The sequence below is a fragment of the Streptococcus sp. Z554 genome, assembly GCF_053010305.1.
Genome location: NZ_JBRKNV010000006.1, coordinates 79,650 through 95,476 on the forward strand (window position 1 = coordinate 79,650; position 15,827 = coordinate 95,476).

The 15,827-nt window shown below is 41.4% G+C and carries 9 protein-coding genes; all 9 read left to right on the forward strand.

Translation table 11 applies throughout. The features are described from left to right. The first annotated feature begins 85 nt into the window (after window positions 1-85). Entirely contained in the window at window positions 86-784 is a 699-nt protein-coding gene (locus ACVC7R_RS06560) for an N-acetylmannosamine-6-phosphate 2-epimerase (protein WP_447264017.1), read from the forward strand. 116 nt (window positions 785-900) lie between these two features. Beyond that, window positions 901-2,235 (forward strand): ABC transporter substrate-binding protein, encoded by a 1,335-nt coding sequence (locus ACVC7R_RS06565; protein ID WP_447264018.1) that lies wholly within the window; start codon window positions 901-903, stop codon window positions 2,233-2,235. Between the two features lie 233 nt (window positions 2,236-2,468). Next, window positions 2,469-3,335: a carbohydrate ABC transporter permease gene (locus tag ACVC7R_RS06570; protein ID WP_447264048.1), complete on the forward strand. Its 867-nt coding sequence runs from the start codon at window positions 2,469-2,471 to the stop codon at window positions 3,333-3,335. A gap of 16 nt (window positions 3,336-3,351) precedes the next feature. Next, window positions 3,352-4,191, forward strand: a complete 840-nt coding sequence (locus ACVC7R_RS06575) for a carbohydrate ABC transporter permease (RefSeq protein WP_004250812.1) — start codon at window positions 3,352-3,354, stop codon at window positions 4,189-4,191. Between the two features lie 256 nt (window positions 4,192-4,447). Further along, entirely contained in the window at window positions 4,448-4,900 is a 453-nt protein-coding gene (locus ACVC7R_RS06580; protein ID WP_447264019.1) for a YhcH/YjgK/YiaL family protein, read from the forward strand. A gap of 20 nt (window positions 4,901-4,920) precedes the next feature. Beyond that, window positions 4,921-5,571: a YesL family protein gene (locus ACVC7R_RS06585; RefSeq protein ID WP_447264020.1), complete on the forward strand. Its 651-nt coding sequence runs from the start codon at window positions 4,921-4,923 to the stop codon at window positions 5,569-5,571. A gap of 166 nt (window positions 5,572-5,737) precedes the next feature. Continuing rightward, on the forward strand, window positions 5,738-6,655 hold the full coding sequence (locus tag ACVC7R_RS06590; protein WP_049548138.1) for a dihydrodipicolinate synthase family protein: 918 nt from the start codon (window positions 5,738-5,740) through the stop codon (window positions 6,653-6,655). Window positions 6,656-6,670: 15 nt separating this feature from the next. Beyond that, window positions 6,671-7,555 (forward strand): ROK family protein, encoded by an 885-nt coding sequence (locus ACVC7R_RS06595; protein WP_447264021.1) that lies wholly within the window; start codon window positions 6,671-6,673, stop codon window positions 7,553-7,555. 311 nt (window positions 7,556-7,866) lie between these two features. After that, window positions 7,867-15,726: an alpha-L-fucosidase gene (locus ACVC7R_RS06600; RefSeq protein WP_447264022.1), complete on the forward strand. Its 7,860-nt coding sequence runs from the start codon at window positions 7,867-7,869 to the stop codon at window positions 15,724-15,726. Window positions 15,727-15,827 lie beyond the last annotated feature (101 nt).

The window sequence follows — 15,827 nt, forward strand, 5'->3', positions numbered from 1 at the left end:
CAATCTATTCTAGTACAAGTTCTTGAAAGCGCTTTAAAAATGATATATAATAGGCTCATAAGAAAAAAGAAAAGGAGGAAAGTGGATGCCACAGATCAGTAAAGAAGCCTTGATTGAGCAGATTAAAGATGGAATCATCGTTTCTTGTCAGGCACTTCCTCACGAACCGCTCTACACAGAAGCGGGAGGTGTAATCCCCTTGTTAGTCAAAGCGGCTGAGCAGGGTGGAGCAGTCGGTATCCGAGCAAACAGTGTTCGGGATATTAAAGAAATCAAAGAGGTCACAAAACTTCCGATTATCGGAATTATCAAACGTGATTATCCACCACAGGAACCATTCATCACTGCTACTATGAAAGAAGTTGATGAATTAGCGGCTCTTGACATTGAAGTTATTGCACTTGATTGTACCAAACGAGAACGTTATGATGGTTTGGAAATTCAAGATTTTATCCGACAAGTCAAAGAAAAATATCCAGATCAACTATTGATGGCTGATATCAGTACCTTTGAAGAAGGCCTAACAGCAGTTGAAGCAGGAATCGACTTTGTTGGAACCACCTTGTCAGGCTACACATCTTATAGTCCAAAAGTGGATGGTCCAGACTTTGAATTGATTAAGAAACTTTGCGATGCCGGAGTAGATGTTATCGCAGAAGGGAAAATTCATACACCAGAACAGGCTAAGCAGATCTTAGGTTACGGAGTGCGAGGCATTGTAGTTGGTGGAGCCATTACTAGACCAAAAGAGATTACGGAACGATTTGTTGCGGGTCTCAAATAAGACAATTAAAACACGAGGAGAGTGGTTGATTCGCAAAATAAAATGTAAACGTATACAAAGTTGTCAATACTCACTATCCGTTTCGGATACGCTTATCATCATTTAGGAGAATACTAATGAAATTTAGAAAACTAGCTTGTACAGTACTTGCGGGTGCTGCTGTTCTTTCCCTTGCTGCTTGTGGCAAATCAGACGCTAACAAAGATGCGGCTAAATCAGGTGGCGACTCTGCTGCTGCAACTACAGAAATTACTTGGTGGGCATTCCCTGTCTTCACACAAGAAAAAACAGGTGACGGTGTAGGAACTTATGAAAAATCTATCATCGAAGCTTTCGAAAAAGCAAACCCAGATATCAAAGTTAAACTAGAAACAATCGACTTCAAATCTGGTCCAGAAAAAATCACGACAGCTATTGAAGCTGGAACTGCTCCAGATGTACTTTTCGATGCACCAGGTCGTATCATCAATTACGGTAAAAATGGTAAATTGGCTGAGTTGAACGATCTTTTCACAGACGAATTTGTGAAAGATGTTAACAACGAAAACATCATCCAAGCAAGTAAAGCTGGCGATAAAGCTTACATGTATCCAATCAGTTCAGCACCATTCTACATGGCAATGAACAAGAAAATGTTGGAAGATGCTGGTGTAGCTGACCTTGTTAAAGAAGGTTGGACAACAGATGATTTCGAAAAAGTCTTGAAAGCACTTAAAGATAAAGGCTACACTCCAGGTTCATTGTTCAGTTCTGGTCAAGGGGGAGACCAAGGAACACGTGCCTTCATCGCTAACCTTTACGGCGGTTCTGTAACAGACAAAGAAGTTACTAAATACACAACTGACGATCCTAAATTCGTCAAAGGTCTTGAAAAAGCAACTAGCTGGATTAAAGATGGTTTGTTGAACAACGGTTCACAATTTGACGGTGGAGCAGACATCCAAAACTTTGCAAACGGTCAAACTTCTTACACTATCCTTTGGGCTCCAGCTCAAAACGGTATCCAAGCTAAATTGTTGGAAGCAAGTAAGGTTGAAGTGGTTGAAGTACCATTCCCATCTGACTCAGGTAAACCAGCTCTTGAATACCTTGTAAACGGATTTGCAGTATTCAACAACAAGGATGAAAAGAAAGTTGCCGCAGCTAAGAAATTCATCCAATTCATCGCAGATGATAAAGAGTGGGGTCCTAAAGACGTAGTTCGCACAGGAGCATTCCCAGTTCGTACTTCATTTGGTAAACTTTACGATGACAAACGTATGGAAACAATCAGTGGTTGGACTAAATACTACGCTCCATACTACAACACAATTGACGGATTTGCTGAAATGAGAACACTTTGGTTCCCAATGTTGCAATCAGTATCTAATGGTGACGAAGAACCTGCTGCAGCTTTGAAGACATTCACTGAAAAAGCGAATGAAACCATCAAAAAAGCAGCTAAAAAATAAGCCCTAAATAAAAAGTAAAATCCCCCCTTTTCCCTGTGCGTAACTGTGTACGAAAAGGGGGAGTTTTGTTTAAAAAATGTAAGGAACTGACAGGTCAAAATTAAAATGAAGTTCTTACATAGGTTTATCTTGGAAAAAATTTCATTTTGATTTTACATCAATGTCAGATGACAGTCGAAAAACAAAAACTATTTGAAAGTGAGGTGCCAACTGTGAAAGTCAATAAAATTCGCATGAGAGAAACAATTGTTTCTTATGCTTTCTTAGCACCAGTATTAATCTTCTTTACCGTCTTTGTCCTAGCTCCAATGATCATGGGATTCATCACTAGTTTCTTTAACTATTCGATGACAAGCTTTGAATTTATAGGATTGGACAACTATATCCGTATGTTTAAAGACCCAGTCTTTGTAAAGTCTTTAATCAATACCGTTATCTTGGTTATTGGTTCTGTACCTGTAGTTGTACTCTTCTCGCTCTTTGTAGCATCGCAAACTTACCAACAAAATGCTGTTGCTAGATCTTTCTATCGTTTCGTCTTCTTCCTCCCTGTTGTAACAGGTAGTGTTGCCGTAACGGTTGTATGGAAATGGATTTATGATCCTCTATCAGGTATTTTGAACTTCGTGCTTAAGTCAAGCCATATCATTAGCCAAAACATTTCTTGGTTAGGAGATAAAAACTGGGCTTTGATGGCGATTATGATTATTCTTTTGACAACATCAGTTGGTCAACCAATCATTCTTTACATCGCAGCAATGGGAAACATTGATAACTCTCTTGTTGAAGCAGCGCGTGTCGACGGAGCAACTGAGTTACAAGTTTTCTGGAAGATTAAATGGCCAAGTCTTCTTCCAACAACTCTTTATATCGCAATCATTACAACCATCAACTCATTCCAGTGTTTCGCTTTGATTCAGCTGTTGACTTCAGGTGGTCCAAACTACTCAACAAGTACTCTCATGTACTACCTATACGAGAAAGCCTTCCAATTGACTGAGTATGGCTATGCCAATACTATTGGTGTATTCTTGGCAGTTATGATCGCAATTGTCAGCTTTGTTCAATTTAAAGTACTTGGAAACGACGTAGAATATTAATAGAAAGGAGACAGCTATGCAATCTACACAAAAGAAACCTTTAACAGCCTTCACTGTTATTTCAACCATCTTCTTGCTTTTATTGACTGTACTGTTTATCTTTCCATTCTACTGGATTTTGACAGGTGCCTTCAAATCACAACCGGATACCATTATGATTCCACCACAATGGTTCCCGAAAGCTCCAACAATGGAGAACTTCCAACAATTGATGGTGCAAAACCCAGCCTTGCAATGGATGTGGAACTCAGTCTTCATTTCATTGGTAACCATGTTCTTGGTTTGTGCAACTTCATCCCTAGCAGGTTATGTATTGGCTAAGAAACGTTTCTATGGACAACGCATTCTCTTCGCTATCTTTATCGCTGCCATGGCTCTTCCAAAACAAGTTGTCCTTGTACCATTGGTACGTATCGTTAACTTCATGGGAATTCACGACACTCTTTGGGCAGTTATCTTGCCTTTGATCGGATGGCCATTTGGGGTCTTCCTCATGAAACAGTTCAGCGAAAACATTCCAACAGAATTGCTTGAATCTGCTAAGATCGATGGATGCGGTGAGATTCGTACTTTCTGGAGCGTAGCCTTCCCAATCGTGAAACCAGGATTTGCAGCTCTTGCAATCTTTACCTTCATCAATACATGGAATGACTACTTCATGCAGTTGGTTATGTTGACTTCTCGTAACAACTTGACTATCTCACTTGGGGTTGCAACCATGCAGGCCGAGATGGCAACCAACTATGGTTTGATTATGGCGGGTGCTGCCCTTGCAGCGGTGCCAATCGTAACAGTCTTCTTGGTATTCCAAAAATCATTTACTCAAGGGATTACTATGGGAGCTGTCAAAGGATAGTACTCTGCGAAAATTGAATTCAAACTACGTCAGCGTCACCTTGCCATACTTAAGTATTGCCTGCGGTTAGCTTCCTAGTTTGTTCTTCAATTTTCATTGAGTATAGAAAAATATATCTATCGAAATACAATATAGGTTTATAAGTGTCTACAAAATGGAGAGGAGTTGCTTACTTCATGAAGTTTTGTTAGACACTTATAAACTTACTGGCTAGACATTTTATGTCTGGGATAACAATCAGGTAAAGGAAATTACTATGATTTTTGACGATTTAAAAAACATTAGCTTTTACAAAGGAATTCATCCTAATCTAGACAAGGCCATTGATTATCTCTATGAACATCGCAAAGATTCTTTTGAACTTGGGAAGTATGAGATTGATGGCGATAAGGTTTTTCTAGTTGTACAGGAAAATGTTCTCAATAAAGAAGAAAATGATCGCTTTGAGCATCATAAAAACTATGCAGACTTACATTTGTTAGTTGAAGGACATGAGTATTCTAGCTACGGTTCTCGCATCAAAGATGAGGCTGTAGCCTTTGATGAAACCAGTGATATTGGCTTTGTTCATTGTCACGAACAATACCCACTCTTGTTGGGTTATCACAATTTTGCAGTCTTCTTCCCAGGGGAGCCTCATCAACCTAATGGTTATGCAGGTATGGAAGATAAAGTTCGCAAATATTTATTTAAAATTTTAATCGATTAGTCAGTTAGGAGGAGCAAACAATGGCACATAAAGGATCTGGATTGATAAAAGCAGCATTCGATACGGATAATTTTCTGATGCGTTTTTGCGAGAAGGTTTTGGATATTGTGACGGTTAACCTGCTCTTTGTCGTGTCTTGTTTGCCTATTGTGACGATCGGAGTAGCTAAGATCAGTCTCTATCAGACAATCTTTGAAGTTAAGCGCAGCCGTCGCGTTCCTGTTTTCAAAATCTATATCAGAGCCTTCAAGCAAAATTTGAAATTAGGTTTTCAGTTAGGTTTGTTGGAATTAGGAATCTTTCTGATTAGTGTCGTTGATTTATCATTATTCTGGAGTCAAACGGGTATCGCCTTTCAGCTCATTAAAGCCATTTGCTTGGGAATACTGATATTTTTAACCCTAGTTATGTTGGCTAGCTATCCAATTGCAGCGCGCTATGACTTGACTTGGAAAGAAGTCCTTCAAAAGGGCTTGCTCTTAGTCAGCTTTAACTTCGTTTGGTTCTTCTTGATGCTTGCGATTATTTTCTTAATCATCATGCTTCTCTATCTATCAGGCTTTACTCTAGTGCTTGGTGGTTCAGCATTTCTACTCTTTGGCTTTGGTCTTCTTGCCTTTTGCCAAGCAGGATTAATGGAAAAATTGTTTGCTAAATATCAAGAGAATTGAAAACAATATGAAACTACTTTCAAACAAGAAAAGCTTGGTGAGATGAATAGAAATTAAAATCTAAGTGGCTGATATGTATTGAAAGCGCTTTTTACAAGGTGTATACTAAAATAGTAAACAATCATCTGCCCAGTGCAGAGAAAAAAAGAAATTTTAGGAGAAATCTATGTCAGATTTAAAAAAATATGAAGGTGTCATTCCTGCCTTCTACGCATGTTATGATGATGCGGGTGAAGTAAGTCCAGAACGTACTCGTGCCTTGGTTCAATACTTTATTGATAAAGGTGTTCAAGGTCTTTATGTCAATGGTTCTTCAGGTGAATGTATCTACCAAAGCGTAGAAGACCGCAAATTGATCTTGGAAGAAGTTATGGCAGTTGCCAAAGGTAAATTGACCATCATTGCTCACGTAGCTTGCAACAATACAAAAGATAGTATTGAGTTGGCTCGCCATGCTGAAAGTTTGGGTGTTGATGCTATCGCAACAATCCCGCCAATTTACTTCCGCTTGCCTGAGTACTCAGTTGCTAAATACTGGAACGATATCAGTGCTGCTGCACCAAACACAGACTATGTTATCTACAACATTCCTCAATTGGCAGGTGTTGCTTTGACTCCAAGTCTTTACACAGAAATGTTGAAAAACCCACGTGTCATTGGTGTTAAAAATTCTTCAATGCCAGTTCAAGATATCCAAACTTTTGTTAGTCTTGGTGGCGATGACCATATCGTCTTTAACGGTCCAGACGAGCAGTTCTTAGGCGGACGTCTCATGGGAGCAAAAGCTGGTATCGGTGGTACTTATGGCGCTATGCCAGAACTCTTCTTGAAACTCAACCAATTGATTGCGGATAAGGACCTAGAAACAGCGCGTGAATTGCAATACGCTATCAACGCTATCATTGGTAAATTGACTGCAGCTCATGGTAATATGTACTGTGTCATTAAAGAAGTCTTGAAAATCAATGAAGGACTTAACATCGGATCAGTTCGTTCTCCACTTACACCAGTGACCGAAGAAGATCGTCCAGTTGTAGAAGCAGCTGCGGCATTGATTCGTGAAACTAAGGAGCGTTTCCTCTAATCAATAGGAGGCTTTATGACTAATTACGTTGCAATTGATATTGGTGGAACTAATATCAAATATGGTTTGATCGACCAGGATGGACAACTTGTAGAGTCTAACGAAGTAGCGACTGAGGCTCACAAGGGTGGTCCACACATCTTGCAGAAAACAAAAGATATCGTTGCTAGCTATCTAGAAAAAGGACCAGTATCAGGTGTAGCCATTTCCTCTGCGGGAATGGTTGATCCTGATAAGGGTGAGATTTTCTACGCTGGTCCACAGATTCCAAATTATGCCGGAACCCAATTTAAAAAGGAAATTGAAGAAAGCTTTAACATTCCTTGTGAAATTGAAAATGATGTTAACTGTGCAGGGCTTGCTGAAGCTGTCTCAGGATCTGGAAAGGACGCAAGTATTACCCTTTGCTTGACAATTGGAACAGGTATCGGTGGTTGTTTAATCATTGATGGTCAAGTTTTTCATGGCTTTAGTAATTCTGCCTGTGAAGTTGGCTACTTGCATATGCAAGATGGAGACTTCCAAGATTTAGCTTCTACGACCGCGCTTGTTAAGTATGTGGCTGATGCACATGGTGATGAGGTAGAACATTGGAATGGTCGCCGAATTTTCAAGGAAGCAACCGAGGGCAACAAACTCTGTATGGAGGGAATTGACCGCATGGTTGACTACCTTGGAAAGGGGCTCGCGAATATTTGTTATGTAGCCAATCCAGAAGTAGTCATCCTTGGTGGTGGTATCATGGGGCAAGAAGCAATTTTGAAACCAAAAATCCGTAAGGCTTTGAAAGATTCGCTTGTTCCAAGCTTGGCAGACAAGACTCGACTTGAATTTGCCCACCATCAGAATACTGCTGGCATGCTCGGTGCTTATTATCATTTCAAAACCAAACAGTCCTAAATTGGCTTTGCCAATTTAGGGTTTTTTGGCAGGGAAAAAGCTAGGTAAAAGTTTAATAAAACTTTGGAAGCCCTTGCATTTCTTGGGATAATATAGTATATTTATTATACTGAGAAATCTCGAAAAAGCGGTTGTAAAATCAAGTCATTTTTTTATTCAGAAAAAATGTAAGCGATTTCTAAAATGGATTTAAACAGAGTAAAAACTGGGAGGAAGAAGAGTTTTAGACTAGATACTGAGAAATAAAATTGTCGCCAGCAGAAACTGGGCTCTTGCAGTAGCTGACTGCTTTTGTTCATTAGGAGAATTTGATGAAACGGTATTTTTTTGAAAGAAGTCGAATATTCAGTATTCGTAAATTAACGGTTGGTGTAGCCTCTGTGGCAGTTGGACTAGCTTTTTTTGCATCTGGAAATGTTGCTGCTAACGAAGTTGTGGCAGAGCCAAAACTGGAAGTAGAAGGCCAAGCAAAAGAAGTAGTTGATGGAGATAAAGAAAAAGCTGAAGCAGTTAAGGAAACTAAAGAAGTAGCGACTCCTGTTAAAGAAGATGTAGCTGAACAAGTAGCTCCTGCTACAGAAAAAGTAACAGAAGCAACTAAAACTACTGAAGAAGCTGGCGATTTACTACCAGCAGAGATTCCTGACCGTGCTTATCCTGATACACCAGTGAAAAAATTGGATACTTCAGCTATTGTATCAGAAAAGGATAGTCCCAAAGTAGAAACTAAGAGTATTTTAAAAGCTGAAGAATCAAATGCAACTGAAGTTGAGAAAGACAATAGAGCTATTATCAATGGTGGTCAAGACCTTAAGCATATCAATTATGAGGGTCAACCAGCTACATCGGCTACCATGATTTACACAATCTACAGTTCACCTCTAGCAGACGGTGGAACTCAGCGTTACCTCAATTCAGGTTCAGGTATCTTTGTGGCTCCAAATATCATGCTGACAGCCGCTCACAATTTCTTGAAGAAGGATGCTGAAACCAATGCTGGTAATATCTTAGGTGGTGATACTGCTAAGTTCTACTACAATGTTGGTTCTAATACTCCAAAAGAAAGATCATTACCAACTTCAGGAAAGGATATTTTGTTTAAGGAAAAAGATATTCATTTCTGGAATAAAGAAAAGTTTGGTGAAGGGTACAAAAATGACCTAGCCTTAGTTGTGGCTCCAGTTCCAGTACAGATTGCAAGTCCAAATAAGGCTGCAACTTTTACTCCTTTAGCAGAGCATCGGGAATATAAAGCTGGAGAACCTGTGAGCACAATTGGTTACCCTACAGATTCAACTTCTCCAGAATTGAAGGAACCAATTGTGCCAGGTCAATTGTATAAGGCAGACGGTGTTGTTAGAGATACTGAAAAGTATGATGATAAGGGAACAGTAGGTGTTACCTATCGTTTGACTTCTGTATCAGGTCTTTCTGGTGGTGGAATTATTAACGGTGATGGTAAGGTCATTGGGATCCACCAACGTGGTACGGTTGACAATGCGAACATTGCTGAAAAAGACCGCTTCGGTGGAGGTCTAGTACTATCTCCAGAACAATTAGCATGGGCTAAAGGAATCATTGATAAATACGGTGTTAAAGGCTGGTATCAAGGCGATAACGGTAGCCGTTATTATTTCACTCCAGAGGGAGAAATGTTAAGAAATAAGACAGCAGTTATCGGTGAAAACAAATATTCATTTGATGAAAGTGGTGTAGCAACTCTCCTTGAAGGCGTTGACTATGGCCGTGTAGTTATCGAGCATGTGGACCAAAATGATAACCCAGTCAAAGAAAACGATACTTTTGTTGAAAAGACGGAAGTTGGAACTCAGTTCGACTATAACTATAAAACAGAAATTGAAAAGACGGACTTTTTCAAGAAGAATAAAGACAAATATGAGATTGTATCGATTGATGGCAAAGCTGTCAATAAACAATTGAAAGACGCTTGGGAAAATGATTATAGCGTTGTGAGCAAGGCTCCTGCAGGAACTCGTGTTATCAAGGTTGTTTATAAGGTCAATAAAGGTTCCTTTGACATTCATTATCGTTTGAAAGGTACCGACCAAGAATTGGCAACTGCAACTGTGGATAATAACGAAGGTAAAGAATACGATGTTTCCTTTGTTCATAATTTCCAAGCCAAAGAAATTGCAGGCTATCGTGCAGTAAATGCGAGCCAAGAAGCGGCTATCAAGCATAAAGGGGTGAATGAAGTTATTTTTGAATACGAAAAGATTGAAGATCCAAAACCAGCAACTCCTGTAACTCCAGTGGTTGATCCAAAAGATGAAGAAACAGAAATTGCTGCTTACGGTCCACTTCCAAGCAAGGCTCAATTGGACTACCACAAGGAAGAATTGGCTGCCTTCATCCACTATGGTATGAATACCTACACCAACTCTGAGTGGGGAAATGGTAGAGAAAATCCTCAGTACTTTAATCCAACAAATCTTGACACAGACCAGTGGATTAAGACTTTGAAGGATGCTGGATTCAAACGAACAATCATGGTTGTAAAACACCATGACGGATTTGTGATTTATCCATCTAAATATACAGACCATACGGTGGCTGCAAGTCCATGGAAAGATGGTAAGGGTGACCTTCTCGAAGAAATCTCTAAATCAGCGACTAAGTATGACATGAATATGGGTGTTTACTTATCACCATGGGATGCCAACCATCCTAAATATCATGTTGCAACTGAGAAAGAGTACAACGAATACTACCTCAACCAACTCAAGGAAATCCTTGGCAATCCTAAATACGGAAACAATGGTAAGTTTATCGAAGTTTGGATGGACGGTGCGCGTGGTAGCGGAGCTCAAAAAGTAACTTATACCTTTGATGAGTGGTTCAAGTACATCAAGGAAGCTGAAGGAGATATCGCTATCTTCTCTGCTCAACCGACAAGTGTCCGTTGGATTGGTAATGAACGTGGTATCGCTGGAGATCCAGTTTGGCATAAGGTCAAGAAAGCTAAAATCACTGATGATGTGAAGAATGAATATCTCAACCATGGAGACCCAGATGGGGATATGTATTCAGTTGGTGAAGCAGACGTTTCTATCCGTTCAGGTTGGTTCTATCATGACAATCAACAGCCAAAATCAATCAAAGATTTGATGGATATCTACTTCAAGTCTGTTGGTCGTGGAACGCCACTTCTCCTCAATATTCCACCTAATAAAGAAGGTAAATTCGCAGATGCAGATGTCGCTCGCTTGCAAGAATTCCGAGCAACCTTGGATCAAATGTATGCAACTGACTTTGCTAAAGGTGCAACTGTAACTGCAAGTTCTACTCGTAAGAATCATTTGTATCAAGCAAGTCACTTGACAGATGGTAAGGATGATACTAGCTGGGCACTAGCAAATGATGCTAAGACAGGTGAATTTACTGTCGATCTTGGTCAAAAGAGACGTTTTGACGTAGTCGAACTAAAAGAAGACATCGCTAAAGGTCAGCGTATCTCTGGATTCAAGGTTGAAGTTGAACTCAATGGTCGTTGGGTACCATACGGTGAAGGTTCGACTGTTGGTTATCGTCGTCTTATCCAAGGTCAACCAGTAGAGGCGCAAAAGATTCGTGTAACCATTACGGGTGCACAAGCAACTCCAATTTTGACAAACTTCTCTGTTTATAAGACGCCAAGCAGTATCGAGAAGACAGATGGTTACCCTCTAGGATTGGACTACCATTCAAATACAACTGCTGATAAAGAAAATACAACTTGGTATGATGAATCTGAAGGTATCCGCGGAACATCTATGTGGACTAACCAAAAAGATGCTAGCGTTACCTACCGCTTCACTGGAACAAAAGCATATGTCGTATCTACAGTGGATCCAAACCACGGTGAAATGTCCGTTTACGTGGATGGTCAAAAGGTTGCAGACGTACAAACCAATAATGCAGCTCGTAAACGTAGCCAGATGGTTTATGAAACTGAAGACTTGGCTCCAGGTGAACATACCATCAAACTCGTTAACAAAACTGGTAAAGCTATTGCAACGGAAGGTATCTACACGCTCAACAATGCTGGTAAAGGTATGTTTGAGATGAAAGAAACGACCTATGAAGTTCAAAAAGGTCAACCGGTTACTGTAACCATTAAACGTGTTGGTGGTAGCAAAGGAACAGCAACAGTCCATGTTGTAACAGAGCCAGGAACAGGGGTTCATGGTAAAGTGTACAAGGACACAACTGCTGACTTGACTTTCCAAGACGGTGAAACTGAGAAAACAATCACGATTCCAACTATCGACTTTACAGAGCAAGCTGATTCAATCTTTGACTTCAAAGTGAAAATGACTAGCGTTTCTGACAATGCCCTTCTTGGATTTGCTTCAGAAGCTACTATTCGAGTGATGAAGGCAGAATTGCTCCTAAAAGACCAGACAAGCTATGACGATCAGGCAACTCAGCTTGACTATAGTCCAGGTTGGAACCATGAAACGAACTCAGCTGATAAATACCAAAATACAGAATCATGGGCGTCATTTGGACGTTTGACAGAAGAGCAGAAGAAAAATGCCAGCGTAACAGCCTACTTCTACGGAACAGGTCTTGAGATCAAAGGATATGTGGATCCAGGACATGGTATCTACAAGGTGACGTTAGACGGTAGAAAAGTCGAGTATCAAGATGGCCTAGGTAATGCTTCTGAGTACAACGGTAAGAAGTACTTCAGTGGTACAGCTGCTACACGTCAAGGTGGTCAGACTCTTGTTCGTTTGACTGGACTCGAAGAAGGTTGGCATGCTGTAACCTTGCAATTGGATCCAAAACGTAATGATACTACGAGAAATATTGGTATCCAAGTTGACCAGTTCATCACTCATGGTGAAGGTAGTGCTCTTTATACCAAAGCAGAGTTAATCCAAGCCATGAAGAACTGGAAGGATGAGTTGGTTAAGTTTGACCAGACAAGCTTGAAGAATACTCCAGAGGCACGTCAAGCCTTCAAGTCAAACTTGGACAAACTATCTGATCAACTTTCAGTAAGTGATGCGAATGCACAAGAAGTTCTGAAAACAGTAACAGCCTTGCAAGTAATCCTTGATAAGGAAGAAAACTACGGTACAGAAGACACACCGACGCCAGATCAACCGGCAGAACCAAACTACGACAAGGCTATGGCAAGTCTGACAGAAGCGATTGAAAGAAAAACAGCTGAACTCGGTGATGACAAGGAAGCTAAGAAGAAGTTAGTTGCATTAACAGAGCAAGCCTTGACAGCCATCCAAGAAGCTAAGACTCAGGATGCAGTAGATAAGGCCTTGCAAACAGCTTTGACATCTATCAACAGTCTTCAGGCGACTCCGAAAGAGGAGCCGACTCCAGAAGAACCAGCACAGCCAGAGGAACCAAACTACGACAAGGCTATGGCAAGTCTGACAGAAGCTCTTGAAAGAAAGACAGCCGAGCTTGGTGATGATAAGGAAGCTAAGAAGAAGCTAGTAGCATTAACAGAGCAAGCCTTGGCAGCTATCCAAGAAGCTAAGACTCAGGATGCAGTAGATAAGGCCTTGCAAGCAGCTTTGGCATCTATCAATAGTCTTCAAGCGACACCGAAAGAGGAGCCAGCTCCAGAAGAACCAGCAAAACCAGAGGAGCCAGCTCAACCAGAGAAGCCGGCACAGCCAGAAGAGCCAAGCAAGCCAGAAGAGTCTAAGATTGACTACCATAAGGCGATTGCAGATTTGACAGCAGCAATCGAGAAAAAAGCAACAGAACTGGTTGATGATGTAGCTGCCCAAGAGAAACTAGTTGAACTAGGTGAGCAAGCACTTGCAGCTATTCAAGAAGCTAAGACTCAAGATGCTGTTGAAAAAGCTTTGCAAGCAGCTTTGGCATCTATCAATCAACTCCAAGCGACTCCGAAAGAGGAGCCAGCTCCAGAAGAACCAGCAAAACCAGAGGAGCCAGCTCAACCAGAGAAACCGGCACAGCCAGAAGAGCCAAGCAAGCCAGAAGAGTCTAAGATTGACTACGATAAAGCTATGGCAAGTTTGTCTGAAGCTATTGAACATAAAACTGCTGAGTTGGGTGATGACAAGGAAGCTAAGAAGAAACTAGTTGAACTAGCAGAACAAGCCTTAGCTGCTATTGAAGAAGCCAAGACTCAGGATGCAGTAGATAAGGCCTTGCAAGCAGCTTTGGCATCTATCAACAATCTTCAAGCGACTCCGAAAGAGGAACCAGCTCCAGAAGAGCCAGCAAGACCAGAGGAGCCAGCAAAACCAGAGGAGCCGGCTCAACCAGAAGAGCCTGCAAGACCAGAGGAGCCAGGAAAACCAGAAGAGCCAGCTCAACCAGAAGAGCCAGCAAAACCAGAGGAGCCAGCAAAACCAGAGGAGCCAGGAAAACCAGAAGAGCCTGCTCAACCAGAAGAGCCAGCAAAACCAGAGGAGCCAGCAAAACCAGAAGAGCCTGCTCAACCAGAAGAGCCAGCTCAACCAGAGGAGCCAGGAAAACCAGAAGAGCCAGGAAAACCAGAAGAGCCAGGAAAACCAGAAGAGCCAGCTCAACCAGAGGAACCAGGAAAACCAGAAGAGCCAGCTCAACCAGAGGAGCCAGGAAAACCAGAAGAGCCGGCTCAACCAGAAGAACCAGCTCAACCAGAGGAGCCAGCAAAACCAGAAGAGCCAGGAAAACCAGAAGAGCCGGCTCAACCAGAAGAGCCAGCTCAACCAGAGAATCCGGCACAGCCAGAAGAGCCAAGCAAGCCAGAAGAGTCTAAGATTGACTACGATAAAGCTATGGCAAGCTTGTCCGAAGCTATTAAACATAAAACTGCTGAGTTGGGAGATGACAAGGAAGCTAAGAAAAAACTAGTTGAACTAGCAGAGCAAGCTTTAGCAGCTATTGAAGAAGCCAAGACTCAGGACGCAGTAGATAAGGCCTTGCAAGCAGCTTTGGCATCTATCAACAATCTTCAAGCGACACCAAAAGAGGAACCAGCTCCAGAAGAGCCTGCAAGACCAGAGGAGCCAAGTAAGCCAGAGGAGCCAAGTAAGCCAGAGGAGCCAAGAAAACCTGAAGAACCAAGTAAGCCAGAAGAGGAAGTGGAACATTCAAGTCTTCCAACTGAAGGTGTTAAAGAATTGAGTGTAACCCAACCAAGCCTTGAAGTAACGACAGAGCCAGTTGCCTTCAATACAATCCGTCGTGAAAATTCTCTCCTTCCTAAAGGTAAGGAACAAGTCCTTTCTGAAGGAAAAGATGGTAAAGTAACGACCTATGTAGAAGTTGATGGTAGCGATCGTAAGGTTGTCAAAGTAGAACGTGAGGAAGCCCAAGATCGCATCCTTGAAGTTGGTACGCAAGAAGGAACTGCTGTGCCAACAGAAGGCGTTATGAATTTGGACTTTAACCTACCAAATCTAACAGTAGAGAAAGAACCAATTGCCTTCAAGACTGTCCGCCGTGAGAATGCTGATTTGGCTAAAGGTAAGGAACAAGTCCTTTCTGAAGGAAAAGAAGGTCAAGTGACGACTTATGTAGAAGTCGATGGTGGTAATCGTAAGGTTGTTAAGGTAGAACGTGAGGAAGCCCAAGATCGCATTATTGAAGTTGGTACTAAGGAAGAAACTCCATCAACTGATAGCAAATTGAAGGTCTTGAAAGATTCTTCAACTAACTTGAAACTAATCGCCCGAGAAGGGGACCTAAATGGAGGTTCTGTTCTAGAGGTCGATAAGGTTGCTGATCAGGTTCTAGAAGGTCGACGTTTCGATGCTTATCAAATTCAATTGAAGAATGAGAAAGGCGAACTTGTTCAATTGAAAGGTGCAGCCCTTGTTCAAGTTGCTGTGGCGTCTGATGTAGCCAATGTCTATGCCATGAATGCAAATCGAGAATTGCAGGAAGTGAAGTTTGAACAGAAAGGTTCAGCACTTGAATTTGTAGCTCCACATCTAGGTGTCTATGCGGTAGTGTACAAGGATGCAGCTCAACCAAGTGCACCAGCAAATGTAGAAACTCCTGCTCCACAACCTATGGGAGAAGATAAGCATTTAGCAGAGGCTAAGGGAACTGTAGCAGATTCTACAAGCAAACAGTTGCCAGCAACAGGAGAAGAAGTCAGTTCAGCTCTTTTGCCTGCCCTCACTCTAGTTTCAGGAATAATGCTATTCTTCTTCAAAAAAGAGATGAAGGATTAGCAGAGACTAAATCAAAGAAAGTGTTTTAAAACACTAAAAAGGGAGTCCCATCGTGGACTCCTCTTTTGTTGATAAAGGTATGCCAACAGAAAAACCCTGAA

Coding starts and splice junctions, on each gene's coding strand:
- ACVC7R_RS06570 (WP_447264048.1), top strand. CDS start 2,469: ATGAGAGAAACAATTGTTTCTTATGCTTTCTTAGCACCAGTATTAATC.
- ACVC7R_RS06600 (WP_447264022.1), top strand. CDS start 7,867: ATGAAACGGTATTTTTTTGAAAGAAGTCGAATATTCAGTATTCGTAAA.
- ACVC7R_RS06590 (WP_049548138.1), top strand. CDS start 5,738: ATGTCAGATTTAAAAAAATATGAAGGTGTCATTCCTGCCTTCTACGCA.
- ACVC7R_RS06585 (WP_447264020.1), top strand. CDS start 4,921: ATGGCACATAAAGGATCTGGATTGATAAAAGCAGCATTCGATACGGAT.
- ACVC7R_RS06560 (WP_447264017.1), top strand. CDS start 86: ATGCCACAGATCAGTAAAGAAGCCTTGATTGAGCAGATTAAAGATGGA.
- ACVC7R_RS06580 (WP_447264019.1), top strand. CDS start 4,448: ATGATTTTTGACGATTTAAAAAACATTAGCTTTTACAAAGGAATTCAT.
- ACVC7R_RS06565 (WP_447264018.1), top strand. CDS start 901: ATGAAATTTAGAAAACTAGCTTGTACAGTACTTGCGGGTGCTGCTGTT.
- ACVC7R_RS06595 (WP_447264021.1), top strand. CDS start 6,671: ATGACTAATTACGTTGCAATTGATATTGGTGGAACTAATATCAAATAT.
- ACVC7R_RS06575 (WP_004250812.1), top strand. CDS start 3,352: ATGCAATCTACACAAAAGAAACCTTTAACAGCCTTCACTGTTATTTCA.